We start from the raw sequence: 16871 nt of genomic DNA on the forward strand, positions 1-16871 counted from the left end.
GCCCTTTTTTCATTCAGTAAGCCAGTCCTACCCGTTTTCTGACAAACTGCGGGCTGATCAGCTCGCGGTACAGAAAATGCGCAGTGTCTCCGACTGTGATTTCGGCGCCGTCTTCAGGAAGGCGATCCTGTTCGAACCGGTAAACTCCGGCAGCGTCTCCGTCAGGAAGGTAGGTAGGGCAGATGATCGTCCAGTCAAGATCCTCTGCCAGCAGCATCTCGTATACGCGGGCGTGTTCCTTTGCGGCTCTTGTTGATTTTCGTTTTGATTCTGCCGATTCAAAACGGTATTGATCAGGCATAAGCCGTGATTGAAGGATACCCGCGGTGCCGATCGTAATCAGACGCTGAACATGATGCCGTTTCATGCCGTCTATTATATGGGTCATAGCGGCTGAAAGGGTATCGTCACCGTCCGTGCCGAGACAGCTCACGACTGTGTCCGCTTTGGAAATCAATCGGCTTACATCTTCCCGCCGCCTCGCATTCCCTGTTATGATCTGTTTTTCAGGAATGGGAAGGACTGTTCCGGCTGATCTGACAAGAGCGAAGATCTCCATGTGTCCATGTTTCTGCGCTTCTTTTATAAAAGCCTGTCCGACTCTTCCCGTTGCTCCGAGTAAAGCGATGTTCATGTAAAAAACCTCCTCGCCGCTCATTATATCATTCAAAGCAGCGGGGAAAAGAATGCCTGTGAATAAACGGGAAATGGTGGGCAACATATTCATTGACCAAAGAAACACTTACGAACTGAAACAGCTCCCAATTGACTGAGGCAATGAATGACATGTTTTCCCTCCTTTTTTCCTAGGGTATGTGAAATAGGAAAAAAGGGTGACGGCATAAAAGAAGACGCGGTATCCCGCGCCTTCTGTAAGCCATTTATTGAGTTATTGTACGCCTTGGCCGCCCATGTTCTGCTGTGCGAAAGATACTAAACGTTTCGTGATTTCTCCTCCGACAGAACCGTTTGCACGAGAAGTTGTTTCTCCGCCAAGGTTTACGCCGAACTCAGAAGCAATTTCGTATTTCATTTGGTCGATTGCTTGAGCAGCGCCGGGTACTAATAGTTGGTTTGAAGAGTTGTTGTTTGCCATTTGTATGATCTCCTTTATTAAGTAGTATGGTTGGGTTTGCTGGAATTGCACCAGCCGATGATTTTCGGAATGAAAACCATTGCCAGCTCGGCTTCACCCAATGCTGTTTGCCGCTTTGTACTACGTATTATGGTGAATCAAACGGCATCTCATTCGGAAAACCGGGTGGTAAATAGCGGAAGGAAAAAGAAAAGCCCAGCCTGATGCGGCTGAGCTTTTAGCTTTCAGTCATATATGTGATAAAGCATTAATTCATGCAGCTCTTTTACGAGCGCCGGCTCTTCTTTTCCCGGATGTGTGTGTCCCCATTCAATGTCACCGGACTTATGGTAAATCCCTTCGTAATGCGTACCCTGCCAGTAAAATGAAATCCGCCATCCGGGCAGTTTCTCTTTTTTGAATAACGGTTTCCAGCTGAAGTGCGAAATCATGACGTTCACGCTCCTTGTGGGAAATGTTGATCTTGTTCATTGTAGCTCATCATTCTGTGCCTGTCCCGGGTAAACCCAAAAAAAGACAGCCTCACCGCCAAAGTTTTTCCGGGGCGGTGATGGACCGTTCTGATAAATAGGACGCGTATTCAAAATTTCTCCGTTTTGTCAGGTAATCGACCGATCTCAGCTTCGGATGGGAAAAAATGCTGCGCCCGGGGCGGGAATTGGCTTCAAACATCCAAACTTTCCCTGAATGATCGACGCCGAGGTCAAAACCGATTTCGCCGATAAAACCTTCAATGTGCTCATTTAACACGCGGCTGACCGCCAAGGCGGCTTTTGAAAGTTTCCGCATCATGCCGACTCTCTCTCGCGGATCGCCGTATAATTCAGCTAACGTCCTGACTTCTCCGCCGGTTGCCAGATGCGTCGTGATGCTGTTTTCACCGGAAATTTTTGCCGCGATGGCCGTCACTGTCCATTTCCCCTCGGCGTTTTTATTCGTGTGCACCCTGAAATCGACGGGGCGTCCATCCAGCCGGATCAGGTCAATGCCTTGCTGAATTAAAAATGCGGACGGGTCATTGTTTTCTTTAAATGATTTCATGAAGGATGCCGCATCTGAATACTCTGCCGTCACCACCGTTTTTTCCTCATTCGTGTGTTTGACAGATAAGCCGGCATCTGTTTTTTCCACCTTGTAAATCCCCGTTCCGAGTGCGCCGTCTGCAGGTTTGATATAGACGGTGTCAAATGTGTTGCATAACGTCTCTAACGCTTCTGCATTCGGGTGCAGGACAGATTTTGGCAGAAGTGAAGCGGTGAGACTGTTTTTTTCCAGAAGCTTATGAATGTCCCATTTATTAAAGAATTGAGGATTAAACCACGGAATCTGATAGTCATTCATCAGCCTCTGTTTTGTCTGCTGTAAAAGCGGAACTCCTTCCGTTTTTCGGCTCGGGAGCCTGTCATATACGACATTCGGAAGCGGGACGGCCGTCCGTTTCCAGCTGTTTTCTTTATAAATCAGCGCTTGGACGGTGCCTTCTTCCCAGTTGATCTGATGAGCCCCGAAAACGAAACAATATCCGTTCGCCTGTTCATGAAGTGAGAGCATCTTGGAAAAGAAGGCTGTACGGTCTCTTAACGGGCGGGACGGCGATGATGTGAACCCGGCTGTGAAAACGCCGATCAGCGGTCCGATGTGCACCGTTTGGCCGTGTATGAGAAAGTCAGCCCGGCTTTTATACGGTATCAACAGCTCCTCAAACAAATCTTCAGAAAGGAGCGCGCTTTTTTCAAGTGATTGAGAAAAGGCTACACGGCATTTGACAACCTTGGTCCCGAAGGCAGCGGATAAAAGCCCTTCCCGTTTCATGGAGGAGGGGAGAAACAGCGTATTTTTGCTTTTTTTATCGATGCCGACAATCATCCCTTTATGATTCACGCGGTAATACTCCTTTCCTGCTTTCCTGTGACTGAAGTTCGCGGAAGCGTCTCAGCGGACCCGTATACAAATCCTCTTTCGCCTCCGGAGCCACGCTTAAAATAGCTTTCCGTCCCGGCTTTGAATTGACATCCAAAAGCCAGATGCGTCCGTCTTTGGCATAACAAATATCGAGCCCCAGCTCAAACAGCGGTCCGAACCGTTCATCAAGGAAATAAGGGACGGATTGGGTGATCGAAAAGACATCATCCAATAAAACGGCCTGCTGCTTTCTCGGAATTTCCTCAAACCATGTGTCAAACTTAATCGGTTCTGATCCTCCGGGCAAATGAGATAAAAGACCGTTCTGATAACCCCTTCTGACCGCTTTTCCGACCGTTTCCCAAACGCCTGACTCCGTTTTGCGCATGAAAATGCGGATGTCGCACGGATGCCGTTCTTTATCCTGGATATTTAAGTAGGATTGAAGCAAATAGCGGTGCTGCAGCACTTTTTTGCACCAAGACTTAAAAGACACGTGATTGGAAAATGATTTTGTTTGTTTGTTTTTTCCGATATAGTAAGTGGCCGTAATTGATTTTTTGCCTGTTTCAAGCAGGATGATGCCTCTGCCTCCCGCGCCGAAAGCGGGCTTAAGTATACATGCTTTTTCCTTGGCTAAGTATGATTGCACCTGTTCATAGCGGCTGACTTCGGCCGTTTCAGGAATATAGGGGCTGATCAGATGATGCTTTTGGAGCGCATCCGTGACCGTCCATTTATCAGGAAGCCCCCGCCCGATAAATTCCGTTTTCGGATATTTTTTCAGCCATTCGACGATCGGTTTGGCTTTTTGCGCTTCAGCGGATTTTCCGTAAAAACAGCGGTCGTAAATATATTCGGGAATATCGATTTCCGTTTCGTTCCACTTTCTGCTTTGCGGGTGATAGACGAGCGCTTTCACGCGCAAAGAATCCGGAAATATATCAAACGGTGTAAAGCGGGCTAAGCGCACATTATATTGAGGCGCTCTTTCAGCCAATTCCCCGGCGTAATCTTCTTCGTGCCGGCGGGATACAGACATAAAACCGAGTGTTGTCATATTATTACTCCCCCTTTATTCAAAAAGCCGCTGATGGAACGGCCCTTCCATCCAATAAATATGCTAAGCGCATCATAAAAGATGATCTACTGTAAAGAGTACGAAACAGCATCTTGCCTTATTCCTCACAAACAACAATTCAGGTTCTTCATTTGCCCGCATGCCCGCCAGCCTCTATAATACGAATAGATATATCATCAAGAAAATAGAACATAAGATGGAGGCAGAAGAAAAGGAATGGGCATAGCAGGAACGTTTCTATTTATGATTGTGATCGGAGCCGCGATCGGCGCGGTGACGAATCATCTTGCCATTCAGATGTTATTTCGTCCGTACCGGCCGTATTACCTGTTCGGAAAACGGGTTCCGTTTACGCCGGGGCTGATCCCGAAAAGACGGGATGAATTGGCAAAACAAATGGGGCTCATGGTGACGAACCATCTTTTAACCCCGGAAGGAATAAAAAAGCGGCTTTTATCAGATACCGTTAAAAACCAGGCGCTTCTTTTCGCCGAACAATTCACGCAAAAAATGGCCGCTTCCGAGATGACGGTGCACGAAGCTTTGGCCGCCGCGGGCATCCGGAATCCGCAGGAAAAGACGGATGCCTGGATTGACCGTTTTACCGATGAAAAACTTTCGGACCTGTACCGGAAATATGAGCACCGCGCCATAAAAGACTGGCTTCCTGATGAGCTGCAGGAAAAGCTGGATGAAAAAATCCCGCTGGCCGCAGATTATATCCTGAAGCGGAGCATCGATTATTTTGAGAGCGAAGAAGGGAAAGACAGGCTCGGAAATATGATTGACGACTTTTTGAATTCCCGGGGGATGCTCGGCGGCATGGTGCAGATGTTCCTCGGCAATTCAAGCTTGGCAGACCGTGTGCTGCCTGAGCTGTTAAAGTTTTTGCGCAATGAGGAAACGAAAAAGCTTCTGGCTGATCTGCTTTCTCAAGAATGGGGCAAGCTCAAATCTTATACACTTTATGAGGCCGATGAAAAGTGGAATGCGAAAGATCTGCTGTTCAGCATGAAAAAGCGGGCTTTGGCCGCACTTCAAACCGCGCCCTTTTTCGAATGCCGGCTCGGTGACATCATCTCCCGTTATGAAGGGGAGATTACGGGGACGTACGCGCCGAAGCTGCTTGATGCGGCACTCGGCAGTATTGCCGCTCATTTGGAGGATGTGCTGAAACGGCTGCGTCTTGAGGAAGTGGTCAAAGAGCAGGTTGATCAGTTTCCCGTTGAACGGCTGGAAGAAATGGTGCTGTCGATTTCCAAGAGAGAATTTAAGATGATAACGTATTTAGGCGGTCTGCTCGGCGGGATAATCGGAGCAATTCAGGCTTTGTTTGTCATTCTTTTCTAAGGAAAACATACGCCGATGATGAAAGTCGCTCCGCAGTCTGTTATAGTGGAGTGGTATGTCCGAAAGGAAGAAAGGAGCGGTTACTATGGCAGTTCATTTTTATGATGCAGCATATGATCTTGAAAAAGCTTTGCGAAACAGTGATGAATACAGCCGTCTGAGAGGGCTTTATGATCAAGTAAACGCAGATGAATCCGCAAAACGCATGTTTGATAACTTCCGCAATGTACAGCTGCAGCTGCAGCAGAAACAGATGTCAGGTGAAGAAATCACTCAGGAAGAGGTAGAGCAGGCACAAAAAACCGTTGCTCTCGTCCAGCAGCATGAATTGATTTCTCAGCTGATGGAAGCGGAACAGCGCATGAGCATGCTGATCGGCGAGTTAAACAAAATCATTATGAAACCTCTTGAAGAGCTTTACGGCAGCCCGCAATAAGCTCCACACCCCTCCATCTATGAAATGGAGGGGTTTTTTTATTCAACAGAAAAATCAAGAGAACCTTTTACTGTTCCGTTAATGATGACAGACAGAGTGTGAATTCCCCGATAATGCTTGCGGGTGGTTAAGTCTTTAAGGGAATGGTGTTTGCTGAAGGCTTTTACGTCTCCGTTAACCATGGCGGACTCCGACATCTTAAACACCTTGCGGCTGCGGTGCCCCCTTTTCTTTACAAAATCAATCGCGTATTCAACCCTGACTTTTTGCCGGGCGGATGAGCGGACCTGAAAAGAAAAATGTATGCTTGTTCCGATGGCGGCCGTTTCCGGATTCAGTGTAAAACGTTCCAATGAAATCCGGGAGGCGTCTTCAAACCCGAAAACCGCAAGCGCCTGTTTGTCTCCTCTTTTTAACAGTGTCCTGCAGGCGTGCTTCAAAATCCAATCCGTGTGCGGACAGCTTCCGAACCGCTCGGCTGCGATCTGTGCCAGAACATCCGGATGTGTTTTGGAGATGTCATTCAGGTTATTCGCCACGCTTTTTCTGACATATAACGAGTCATCCTGCATCAAGCGGTCCAGAACAGGGAGAATCGGAGAAGGGTCGTCAAGAAGAGCCGGAATGGAGATTCCCCACGGCAGGCGCGGTCTTGAGCCTTCGCTGGCAAGCCTTCTGACATGTTCGTCCGGATGCTCCGTCCAGGAAAGGAACTCTTTGAACATCCGCTCCCGGTCAAGCCTGATATACGGGCGGACCGCAAATTCGGAAGTGGAAAAACGAGTGAAAAACTGAAGCGCCTTCATTGATTCTTCCCAGTGATCCGTTCCGTACTGTTGGACATAATCGGGAAAAATAATCCCGGCGAGCCCTGTGAAATGGGGAGCTGTCTCATATAAGACGTCAAGCGCCCGTATGTAATCCTTCGGCAGTGTTTCATATAAAGAGTCTGTGATCCGGCGCATCCGCTGTTTTAACGTCAGTCCGGGCCAATCTTCCTGAAACATCAGCGCCCGGCACTTGTCCCGCTCAAAAGCCGGGTACGCCGATTTGATTCTGTTCAGAAGTGCTTCTGCAAATTCTTCGTTATAAATATCTTTTAATAGAGACATGACAGTCACCGCTTTTTTTCTTTTATTATATGCGAATATATGTTCTCTTTCAACTTTATCATACATTCAGCACAGATATTTCCCCTGATTTTTTTAGTTAAAAAAACCCTTGTTTTTTAACAATATTATTGAGATAATAACTCTGAAAGCGCCTACACTTACAGATGATCTAAGGATACGGTCGCCTATACTGCCTGGTATGTTAAGGGGTAGCAACAGAGAGTAAGTGAAACGAGCGCATCAACGGTCAAATAAGGGGTTCCTGATATATTTCGTAAATAGAAATGCACATTGGGGAGAAGGCAGCAAATCGATCGTATCCCAACAAAACGACAGTTCAAAGTCTGCTTGAGGCAGGCTTTTTTGCTGCGGAGAAAAGGTTGTTCTAAACAAAGAGACAGGGTCATATCCTAATGACAAGTACAGTCATCAAGGAGGGGGACTTCTCTGTGTCAAAACAAATGCTGGCGTTAAATATAGACGGAGCGCTTCTTCGCTCCAACGGCAAACTTCATCAGACGACAAAGGATGCCATCGAATACGTCAAGAAAAAAGGGATTTACGTCACACTGGTCACAAACCGCCATTTTCGCTCCGCTCAAAAAGTGGCGAAAATATTAAAGCTTGATGCAAAATTGATTACCCACAGCGGCGCATACATTTCTGAAAAAATAGATGAGCCGTTTTTTGAAAAGAAAATATCAGAAGATCACACGTTTAATATCGTTCAGGTGCTGGAAAGCTATCAATGCAATATCCGGCTTCTTCACGAAAAATATTCGATCGGAAACAAGAAGAAAGTGAACTCCAATCTGGTCGGGAAAACGATGATTCATCCGTCTGACCCGATTTTTTATCCGGTGCAGTTTGTCGAATCATTAAGTGACCTGCTCCTTGATGAGCCGGTTTCAGCGCCCGTCATTGAAGTGCATGCTGAAGATGGCCTGCAGGCTGATATAACGGATACGATAATGAAAGCATTCCCGGCCGTCGATGTGATCCGCGTCAACGGAGAAAAACTGAACATCGTGCCTAAAGGGGTTTCAAAAGAAAGCGGACTTTCGATGGTCGCCGCTGATCTCGGGCTTTCAATGGAAGAGGTTGTAGCTATCGGCCATCAGGAAGATGATCTGCCGATGATCGAGCTGGCCGGTCTCGGCGTCGCGATGGGGAATGCCTCAAATGAATTAAAAAGAAAAGCGGACTGGGTGACAAGGTCAAATGATGAACAGGGAGTCGCCTATATGATTAAGGAATATTTCCGCATGCAGCACCGCAAAGGCTTTCTCGATAAGTTCCATATGAAACGGCCGTAATCAAGAGCCGCAGACGCGAAACGCCGGTCTGCGGCTTTTTCGCGGATTGATTTTAGCCTGTTCTTTCTGTACACTAAAGAAAGTTTTGAATCTGAAAAATAAGGTGATCACATTGCAAATAAAAATAGACGGCATAACGGATGACAGGCTGCATCGTCCGCTGCAAAACATCGCGAATTTATTTTTTGAAGAGTGTGTTCTTGCGTACGGCGAAACGGAGGCATCCTCTGATCTCGTCATCTCACTTGCCATTTCTCAAGATGCAGACAGCGTGTCGGTATCCGGAGAAATCAAAGGAACCGGCGAAAAGGAACATCACACGAAACCGCTTCTTGCCGGATGGAGCGAAAAAGAAGTATTTAAACAGGTGAAAAACACGCTGTCATATGTCTACTTAAATCTTCTTCAATCACATACGGGCATGACACAAAAATGGGGAATCTTAACCGGCATCAGGCCTACTAAACTTCTTCATAAAAAGCTGCAGAGCGGCCTGACAAAAGAAGAGGCGCATGCCGATCTGAAAAAAGATTATCTGATCCATGATGAAAAAATCAATCTGATGCAGGAGATTGTCGACCGTCAGCTCGCTGCGGTTCCCGATCTGTACCGGGTCAAAGATGAAGTCAGCATATATATCGGCATCCCGTTCTGCCCGACGAAATGCGCCTACTGCACGTTTCCGGCTTATGCCATTCAAGGACAGGCGGGAAGAGTCGGCTCCTTTTTATGGGGGCTTCACTATGAAATGCAGAAAATCGGAGAATGGCTGAAGCGGCATGATATCAAAGTGACGACCATTTATTTCGGCGGCGGCACGCCGACAAGCATTACCGCTGAAGAAATGGATCTTTTATATGAAGAAATGGTCCGCTCTTTCCCGGATGTCGCAAATATCAGGGAGATTACCGTTGAAGCGGGCCGTCCCGACACGATTACGGAGGAAAAGCTTGCCGTTTTAAATAAGTATAAGATTGACAGAATCAGCATCAACCCGCAATCTTATGAAAACGAAACGCTAAAGGCCATCGGCAGACACCATACAGTTGAAGAAACCATCGAAAAATACCATCTTTCCCGCAAACACGGCATGAATAATATCAACATGGACCTGATCATCGGCCTGCCGGGAGAAGGGACGGCTGAGTTCAGGCACAGTCTTGAAGAAACGGAAAAGCTGATGCCTGAATCTTTGACCGTTCATACGCTTTCTTTTAAACGGGCGTCAGAAATGACGAGAAACAAGCATAAGTATAAAGTTGCCGACAGGCAGGAAGTATCCCGCATGATGGATGACGCCGTCCGCTGGACAAAAGAGCACGGCTATACGCCGTACTACTTGTACCGGCAGAAAAACATTCTCGGAAACCTTGAAAATGTCGGCTACTCCTTCCCGGGTCAGGAGAGCATCTACAACATTATGATTATGGAAGAAGTGCAGACGATTATCGGTATCGGCTGCGGCGCGGCAAGCAAATTCATTCATCCGGAAACCGGAAAAATCACGCACTTCGCCAATCCGAAAGACCCGAAATCATATAATGACCGATTCGAGCATTATACAGAAGAGAAAATCAAATACTTAGATGAGATGTTCGTCAAATCTGCATTATAATATCAAAAACGGCACGGAATCAGCGTGCCGTTTTTTTTATGTTTAACCGTCTGTAAAAACGGGAAAAAGTTCATCAGACTGTTATTCGCAAGAGGTGTAATTATGTATGATGTCATAGGAGCGGGAATCGGGCCGTTTAATTTAGGGCTTGCCGCATTGTTAGAGGATATACCCGGAACAGACGCTCTTTTTTTCGATAAAAAGAAAGAATTTGCGTGGCATCCCGGTCTATTAATTAAAGGAACGGATTTACAGGTGGCGTTTCTGGCGGACCTGGTCACGCTCGCCGATCCGAAAAGCCGCTACACGTTTTTAAACTTTCTCCATGAACATGACCGGCTGTACCGGTTTTATACGTTTAATGAATTTGATATTCCGAGACGGGAATTTAACGACTATTTAAGCTGGGCGGCTTCAGAAATCAAATCATGCCGTTTCGGCTCAGAGGTAATCGGCGTGAAAAATGCCGGCGGACATTATGAAGTCAGCGTCAAGAACATTGAGGACGGAAGCATCAGTGTCTATCAGACGAAGCATTTCGTCATGGGGACGGGGTCTGAACCGCTTATTCCCGCAGAGATTGATGACGGAGCGCGTCAGGACACGATGGTCAGCACGGAATATTTGTTCCGGAAAGACGAGCTCGCCGGCGCCGAATCAATTACAGTGGTCGGCTCCGGACAGAGCGCCGCGGAGATCTTTTCTGACTTATTGCATGATGAACAATACCGCCGCAGCCGGCTGCAATGGGTGACACGCTCCGCCGGATTTCGAGAATTGGAAACCGCCAAGCTCGGGCAGGAAATGTTTACACCTGATTATGTGGAATATTTTAACCGCCTGCCTTTTAAAGAACGGCTGAACACACTCCCTGAGCTGGACGGACTGCGCCACGGCATTGATTCTGACACACTTGCCGCCATTTACGATGCCCTGTATCACAGATCGATCAGCGGAGGTTCACCTGACGTGTATATTCAGCCGATGGCGGAGCTTGAAAAAATTGAAAAGCAAAACGGGCGCTGCGTACTGAGCTTTCATCAATGGCAGATGGATGAAACCTTTACGGCCGATTCAGAAAAAGTGATATTGGCGACCGGCTTTAAACCTCATATTCCGGAATGGTTTACGGCAATTGCCCCCGATATTGAATGGGAGGATGAGAAACGGTTTAAAGTGACGGCCGATTCCCGTCTTGTCTTTAAGGACGACAGGCGGCATCACTTTTTCACATTAACGAATCTTGATCATGCTCACGGAACGGGCGCTACGAATTTGAAGCTGTCTGTTTACAGAAACCAAAAAATCATCAATACCATTCTGGGAAAAGAGCATTTCTCCATTAATAAAAAAACGGCTTTTCAGCAATTTCTTCCCGCTCAAAAAAACTGACCTCTTATGAAGAGGTCAGCTTTTTTTTATGATTTCTGCGGCTTCTTTTCAGGCGTCTTCCATTTGAATATGCTGTTCAGCAGGAGATATATCCGCTTCGATTCTTTCGTGAGCAAAGGGCCGAAGATGGCCAGTATCAAAACATATAAGGCGGCGAAAGGTTTAAGTGAAGCGGACAGGCCGCCGGCGATGCCGAGATTTGCGACGATAATGGAGAATTCGCCGCGGGACACAATGGTCAGCCCGATATTGGACGATGCTTTATGAGAAAGCCCCGCCCGGCGTCCGGCGATCATGCCGGCGATAAAGTTTCCGGCAATCGTCAGCAGAACGGCGCCGAGGGCGAGCCATACCGCATCTCCGAGTGAAAACGGATCAATGCTGAGGCCGAAGCTGAAGAAAAACATGGCGCCGAAAAAGTCACGGAACGGCACGACAAGATGCTCAATCCTGTCAGAATGGGCCGTCTCCGAAAATACGAGTCCGAGCAAGAGCGCGCCGATCGCTTCAGCGACATGAATCGTTTCGGAAAAGCCGGCAATGAAAAAGAGCGCGGCGAAAATGACGATGACAAATACCTCGTTTGAACGGATATCAAGCAGCTTGTTCAGCAGAGGCGGCAATTTCCGGGCGGCAATGAAAAACAGCAGCATATATCCGAAAGCGATCACGATTGACATCAGCGCGCCCCCGACAGACGTCGAGTCTCCCAGAACAAGCCCGGAAACGACGGACAAGTAAACCGCCAGAAAGATATCCTCAAACATAATGATGCCGAGAATCAGTTCAGTTTCCGGATTGGCCGTGCGCTTTAAATCGACAAGCACCTTTGCGACAATGGCGCTTGATGATATCGTGATGACGCCCGCCAATACAAGCACTTCCAAAAAGGAAAAGCCCGTGATAAAGCCGTAGATCAGCCCTAAACTGAAATTAATCAGAATATAAATCGTTCCGCCGGCGGCGATTGAACGTCCGGATTTGACTAATTTTCCGACCGAGAATTCAAGCCCGAGGTAAAAGAGGAGGAACAGGACGCCCATCCGTCCGAAAAACTCAATCACTTCCCGGCTTTCGATAAACGTCAGGTCAATGATGCCCGCTTGGGGCGCGTGCGGCCCGACAAGCATTCCTAAAATGATCAGGAAGGGGATGATCGAGAATTTAATTTTATTGGCGATGACACTCGCAATGGCCACAAGAACTAACGCCGTACCGACTTCAAATACGAGATGATCCATAAACAGATCACACTCCGTCTCTGGAGAGGAAGTCTTGGATCAGTTTTTTCAGATGCTTTCTTTCACCTGAGAGGACGAGTGTATCGTTTGCTTCAAGGAGCGAATCAGCGCCCGGGTTTAAAAACTTTTTCTGGTCATGCTTAATGATGGCGATAACCGTCACGTCATAGTTTTGGCGCACATCCAGTTCGCCGAGCGTCCGCCCTGCCGCTTTTGCCCCTTTTTCAACTTTAAACCATTCGATAATCAGATCGCTGAACGCCATTTCAATCGATTCAAGCGCCTGCGGTTTGTACACCATCCCGCCGATAATTGCGGCAATCTGTCTTGCTTCCGCATCATCAAGTGAAATGCTTGCCAGAAGCTCATCAGGGTCGCGGTCATCAAATCTGTAAATTTCCCGCCTGCCGTCATCATGAATGATGATCGTCATTTTTTCATGATTTCTCGTTTCGATTTCGAATTTTTTCCCGATGCCGGGCAGATCGTTTTCTTTAATATTCATAAAAAATCCCTCCGGAATATACTGTTTTTACACCGTAAATACAGATTGGCAATGAGAAATGGTCTGATGCCGGAGGTAATTTGACTGGTATTGTATCGGAATGGCGCATGTCCTTTCCATTGTGGAATCAATGAATTGATCAAGAGGTTTGACAGATAACAGGGAGATCATCCGGGATAACGCACCGTATCCTTTTGACAGGCCTTGCGGAGCGGTTTTGGTTTGAACCGGCGTCTTTGCCGATTCCGTTTCCTGCGGGTAAACCGAAATTTGTACATGGCTGTCTGTTTCTGTCACCAATTGGGAAGGAAGAGCGACATCCGAAGGGGGGAACAGCACCATAAAAAAGCTCAGTAACAAGCTGAGTATCACATATTTCATTATCGGTGTTTTTCCCCCCTTTTGTTTTGTATATCAATTTCACTATATAAAAATGTATGTTCAGTTTCAAATGATATGCATTTTTCGGTATCTGTTGACCTTGAAAAATAGAGGAGTTTCGTTTCGGGGGAAGGAATATATCATTTGAACAAAATATGTAAGCGGATTCAAGGAGGGAGTAAACATGAAGTATATTCGTTATGAAGAAAAGGGAAAGATCGCAGAGATTGTGCTGAACCGGCCTGACAGTTACAACGCGCTGAATGAACAAATGCTCCGGGAATTGGAAAATGCATGCGTTATGGCAGCCGACAGTGAAGCGCTTATCGTCCTCTTGCGGGGGGAAGGCAGGGGATTTTCCGCGGGCGGTGATATCCAGATGATGACGTCTGATCATGATTCAGGAGAATATGAACGGCTCATGAAAATGATTGAATCCATTACGCTGACGCTCTATGATATGAAAAAAATTGTGATAGCCGCCATCCACGGAGCCGCGGCGGGGCTCGGGCTGAGTTTCGCGCTGTGCGCCGATGTGGTGCTCGCCGAAGAAAACGCCCGACTCGCGATGAATTTCATCGGCATCGGATTGGTTCCCGACGGTGGAGGCCATTATTTATTAATGAGACGCGTCGGTGAGATCGAAGCGAAAAAACTGATTTGGAGCGGTGAAAAATTGCCGGCTGAAAAAGCGGTGCGGCTCAAGCTTGCCGACGGGCTGTTCAGCGGCGGCCCTGCGGAGGGGGCACAACCGTATATCGACCGATTGCTGCATGCGCCGCTGTCAGCGATGATTGAAACGAAGGCTATTTATCAGAGCCTTCATATCAGCCGGTTAAAAGACGTTTTGTCTCTTGAACGAAAGGCCCAGGAAAATATGAGAAAAACGGATGATCATAAAGAGGGCATCCGCGCCTTTTTAGAAAAACGGACGCCGCAATTTAACCGGTAAAATACAGAAGCCGGAAAGCTTCTGTTATCTGTGGAATAAAATCAGCTTTCCGGCTTCATTTACCAAGCGGTGAGTACTGTTCTCAAGCTTTTTTTCCTTTAACAAAGCCTCTCCGGCGGCCTTCGCCTCCGCCTCATTATCTGCTTCGATCCGTTCATCCAGCAGCGTTTCTCCCGACGCATGGAATGCGGTCAATACATATTGTCCCATCATGTCACCCCCTTTATAGAATGATATTCTGATAAAGAATTTAAAATCCTCCATTAATTTTTACCCATTATTAGTATATAATGGGTCAAGGAAGGAGTTGGATTCGTGCTTACAATTGAAAATGTAACGAAAACATTCGGCAGCTTTACCGCTGTTGACAATTTGAACCTGCAAATACCTGAAAGGGAAATGTTCGGGCTGCTCGGCGCAAACGGCGCGGGAAAAACGACGACCTTTCGGATGATTTTAGGTCTTTTAAGCCTGACTGACGGGCATATCACCTGGAAAGGGAAGCCGGTCAATTATTCCATCAGTGAAAAAATCGGCTATCTCCCGGAAGAGCGGGGGCTGTATCCGAAAGTAAAGGTGAGTGACCAGCTTGTCTATCTGGCGAGATTAAAAGGAATGAGCAAAAAAGAAGCGGAAAAAGAGCTCATGACATGGCTCGAACGCTTCGGCATTACAGATTACAAGAATAAGAAAGTCGAAGAGCTGTCAAAAGGAAACCAGCAGAAAATCCAGTTTATTTCGGCCGTCCTGCATAAGCCTGAACTGCTGATTCTCGATGAACCTTTCAGCGGTCTTGATCCGGTGAATGTCGAGCTGCTGAAAGAAGCGGTTATTTCTTTGAAAAACAGCGGCGTTTCCATCGTTTTTTCAAGCCACCGAATGGAGCATGTGGAAGAACTTTGCGAGAATTTGTGCATTCTCCAGAAGGGAAAACCCGTCGTTCAAGGCAATCTGAAAGACATTAAGCGGTCTTTCGGCAAAAAAAATGTCACCGTTCATTCAGATGATGACCTCAGCTTTTTAAAAACGCATGAAGGTGTCGTGAAATGGAAGGAAACAAATGACGGAATCAGACTGCAGGTTGCGAATGAACCGGTTTCTCAGGATATTTTCCGGGCGCTGCAAGGGAAAGGTTTTATACGGAAGTTCGAATTGGAAGAGCCGTCACTGCATGATATTTTTATAGAAAAGGTGGGGGCCGTATATGAATAAATTTTGGATTATGCTGTTTCATACATATAAAAACAAAATCGCGACAAAGTCATTCATTATTTCGACCGCCATTACCGTTTTATTAGTATTAGCGGTGACCAACCTGCAATCGATTATTTCCGTGTTTCAATCGGATGACGGCAAGCAGCAAATCGCGGTGATTGATGAAACGGGCGGGCTGTACCCGGCGTTTGCAAAACAGCTTAAAGCGGCGGATACAGACAATGATCTGCAGGCAATGGAGACGAAGGAGTCCGAAAAAGATGCCGTAAAGCGTGTCAAAGACGGTGAATGGGACGGACTGTTTATCATCAGACAAGATCAAAAAGGAACGATAACAGGAGCATACAAGGCGCTGACCATTTCCGATGAATCAGCGTATAAACTGCTCAAGCAGGCTTTAACCCAGACAAAAACCGCTGTCGAAACCGCCAAGCTCGGCATTTCGGCAGAAAAAGTCAGCAGCCTCTACACTCCGCCGGAAGTCAGCAAAGACGCGCTGGAAAAAGGGGCGAAATCTGAGGAAGAGCTCGGTCAGGTAATGGGGCTTGTATACATCATGCTGTTTGTCATCTACTTCTCAGTTATCATGTACGCAAGCATGATTGCGATGGAAGTGGCGACGGAAAAATCGTCCCGCGTCATGGAAATTTTAATTTCAAGCATGCCGCCGATTCAGCAGATGTTTGCCAAACTGTTCGGTATCGCGCTCGTGGGGATCACACAGTTTGCGGTGCTGATTGCAGCGGGTTATCTCTCACTGAAGCTGAACCCTCATAATGATGCGTCGTCGCCGATCAGTGCATTTCTCAATTTTACGGATGTTCCTGTCTCGACGATAGTCTATGCCGTCATTTTCTATTTGCTCGGCTATTTTCTTTACGCGACGCTTGCCGCGTTTCTCGGCAGTGTTGTCAGCCGGATAGAGGACGTACAGCAGACGATTCAGCCGATGGTTTTTTTAGTCGTGGCAGGTTTTATGATCGCCATGTTCGGCATCGGTAATCCTGACGCCGGTTTTATTACCGTTACATCTTACATTCCGTTTTTCACGCCGATGATTATGTTTTTACGCGTCGGGATGCTCGATATCCCGTTTTGGCAGGCTGCGGCCGGGATCACCCTGACACTGGTCACTATCGTGATCTTTGCGGCGGTCGGCGCGAAAATTTACAAAGGCGGCGTATTGATTTACGGAAACGCCAGCGGATTCAAAGCGATCAAACAAGCGCTGCGCATCTCCAAAAAATAAGTGAAACAGCCCGGAACAGCCGGGCTGT

At 47.2% G+C, this 16871-nt stretch carries 19 protein-coding genes; 8 read left to right on the forward strand and 11 right to left on the reverse strand.

What is annotated here, in order from left to right:
* Nucleotides 1-13 precede the first annotated feature (13 nt).
* The 6 genes from ACWJJS_RS06015 to ACWJJS_RS06040 form a co-directional block, all read right to left on the reverse strand.
* Nucleotides 14-634 (reverse strand): NAD(P)-dependent oxidoreductase, encoded by a 621-nt coding sequence (locus tag ACWJJS_RS06015; RefSeq protein ID WP_003155285.1) that lies wholly within the window; start codon nt 632-634, stop codon nt 14-16.
* Between the two features lie 28 nt (nt 635-662).
* A complete protein-coding gene (locus ACWJJS_RS06020; RefSeq protein ID WP_003155283.1) occupies nt 663-788 on the reverse strand; it encodes a hypothetical protein in 126 nt (41 codons plus the stop codon).
* 101 nt (nt 789-889) lie between these two features.
* A complete protein-coding gene (locus ACWJJS_RS06025; protein WP_003155280.1) occupies nt 890-1096 on the reverse strand; it encodes an alpha/beta-type small acid-soluble spore protein in 207 nt (68 codons plus the stop codon).
* A gap of 224 nt (nt 1097-1320) precedes the next feature.
* Nucleotides 1321-1536 (reverse strand): YheE family protein, encoded by a 216-nt coding sequence (locus tag ACWJJS_RS06030; RefSeq protein ID WP_012117190.1) that lies wholly within the window; start codon nt 1534-1536, stop codon nt 1321-1323.
* An 82-nt stretch (nt 1537-1618) separates the two neighbouring features.
* A complete protein-coding gene (locus tag ACWJJS_RS06035) occupies nt 1619-2977 on the reverse strand; it encodes a YheC/YheD family endospore coat-associated protein (protein WP_071392045.1) in 1359 nt (452 codons plus the stop codon).
* Complete coding sequence (locus tag ACWJJS_RS06040) at nt 2967-4058, reverse strand: YheC/YheD family endospore coat-associated protein (protein WP_033574471.1); 1092 nt, start codon at nt 4056-4058, stop codon at nt 2967-2969. The genes ACWJJS_RS06035 and ACWJJS_RS06040 overlap by 11 nt, the downstream gene beginning before the upstream one ends.
* A 237-nt stretch (nt 4059-4295) precedes the next feature.
* On the opposite strand from ACWJJS_RS06040, the gene ACWJJS_RS06045 reads away from it, so the two are divergent.
* Together ACWJJS_RS06045 and ACWJJS_RS06050 are read left to right on the forward strand one after the other, a co-directional pair.
* The gene (locus ACWJJS_RS06045) at nt 4296-5429 is read left to right on the forward strand and encodes a DUF445 domain-containing protein (protein WP_071392044.1); all 1134 of its coding nucleotides are present in this window, start codon (nt 4296-4298) and stop codon (nt 5427-5429) included.
* 85 nt (nt 5430-5514) lie between these two features.
* Nucleotides 5515-5865 carry a YlbF family regulator gene (locus ACWJJS_RS06050; protein ID WP_007409239.1) on the forward strand — a complete coding sequence of 117 codons (351 nt, stop codon included), beginning with the start codon at nt 5515-5517 and terminating at the stop codon, nt 5863-5865.
* Between the two features lie 38 nt (nt 5866-5903).
* On the opposite strand, the gene ACWJJS_RS06055 is transcribed toward ACWJJS_RS06050, so the two are convergent.
* Nucleotides 5904-7043, reverse strand: a complete 1140-nt coding sequence (locus tag ACWJJS_RS06055; protein WP_369614354.1) for a DNA alkylation repair protein — start codon at nt 7041-7043, stop codon at nt 5904-5906.
* Between the two features lie 383 nt (nt 7044-7426).
* Here ACWJJS_RS06055 and ACWJJS_RS06060 point away from each other — a divergent pair, with 383 nt between their 5' ends.
* The 3 genes from ACWJJS_RS06060 (at nt 7427) to ACWJJS_RS06070 (ending at nt 11300) form a co-directional block, all read left to right on the forward strand.
* Nucleotides 7427-8293: a Cof-type HAD-IIB family hydrolase gene (locus ACWJJS_RS06060; protein ID WP_031378450.1), complete on the forward strand. Its 867-nt coding sequence runs from the start codon at nt 7427-7429 to the stop codon at nt 8291-8293.
* Between the two features lie 112 nt (nt 8294-8405).
* Entirely contained in the window at nt 8406-9908 is a 1503-nt protein-coding gene (locus tag ACWJJS_RS06065) for a coproporphyrinogen III oxidase (RefSeq protein WP_031378451.1), read from the forward strand.
* A 102-nt stretch (nt 9909-10010) separates the two neighbouring features.
* The gene (locus ACWJJS_RS06070; protein ID WP_003155267.1) at nt 10011-11300 is read left to right on the forward strand and encodes a lysine N(6)-hydroxylase/L-ornithine N(5)-oxygenase family protein; all 1290 of its coding nucleotides are present in this window, start codon (nt 10011-10013) and stop codon (nt 11298-11300) included.
* A 26-nt stretch (nt 11301-11326) separates the two neighbouring features.
* Here the strand turns inward: ACWJJS_RS06070 and ACWJJS_RS06075 are convergent, their stop codons facing one another.
* Genes ACWJJS_RS06075 through ACWJJS_RS06085 form a run of 3 tightly spaced genes read right to left on the reverse strand, consistent with a single transcriptional unit; the run spans nt 11327 to nt 13427 of the window.
* Complete coding sequence (locus ACWJJS_RS06075) at nt 11327-12541, reverse strand: cation:proton antiporter (RefSeq protein ID WP_454023409.1); 1215 nt, start codon at nt 12539-12541, stop codon at nt 11327-11329.
* A 7-nt stretch (nt 12542-12548) separates the two neighbouring features.
* Nucleotides 12549-13046, reverse strand: a complete 498-nt coding sequence (locus tag ACWJJS_RS06080) for a cation:proton antiporter regulatory subunit (RefSeq protein ID WP_003155265.1) — start codon at nt 13044-13046, stop codon at nt 12549-12551.
* 27 nt (nt 13047-13073) lie between these two features.
* A complete protein-coding gene (locus ACWJJS_RS06085) occupies nt 13074-13427 on the reverse strand; it encodes a hypothetical protein (protein WP_007610381.1) in 354 nt (117 codons plus the stop codon).
* 184 nt (nt 13428-13611) lie between these two features.
* Between ACWJJS_RS06085 and ACWJJS_RS06090 the strand changes: the two genes are divergently transcribed.
* Nucleotides 13612-14379, forward strand: a complete 768-nt coding sequence (locus ACWJJS_RS06090; RefSeq protein WP_015239501.1) for an enoyl-CoA hydratase — start codon at nt 13612-13614, stop codon at nt 14377-14379.
* Between the two features lie 24 nt (nt 14380-14403).
* Here the strand turns inward: ACWJJS_RS06090 and ACWJJS_RS06095 are convergent, their stop codons facing one another.
* Nucleotides 14404-14589, reverse strand: a complete 186-nt coding sequence (locus ACWJJS_RS06095; RefSeq protein WP_003155259.1) for a YhzD family protein — start codon at nt 14587-14589, stop codon at nt 14404-14406.
* A 105-nt stretch (nt 14590-14694) separates the two neighbouring features.
* Between ACWJJS_RS06095 and ACWJJS_RS06100 the strand changes: the two genes are divergently transcribed.
* Together ACWJJS_RS06100 and ACWJJS_RS06105 are read left to right on the forward strand one after the other, a co-directional pair.
* Entirely contained in the window at nt 14695-15591 is an 897-nt protein-coding gene (locus ACWJJS_RS06100) for an ABC transporter ATP-binding protein (protein ID WP_003155257.1), read from the forward strand.
* On the forward strand, nt 15584-16843 hold the full coding sequence (locus ACWJJS_RS06105) for an ABC transporter permease (RefSeq protein WP_454023410.1): 1260 nt from the start codon (nt 15584-15586) through the stop codon (nt 16841-16843). The genes ACWJJS_RS06100 and ACWJJS_RS06105 overlap by 8 nt, the downstream gene beginning before the upstream one ends.
* The last annotated feature ends 28 nt before the right edge of the window (nt 16844-16871 follow it).

This window comes from Bacillus sp. JK106 (assembly GCF_053663355.1).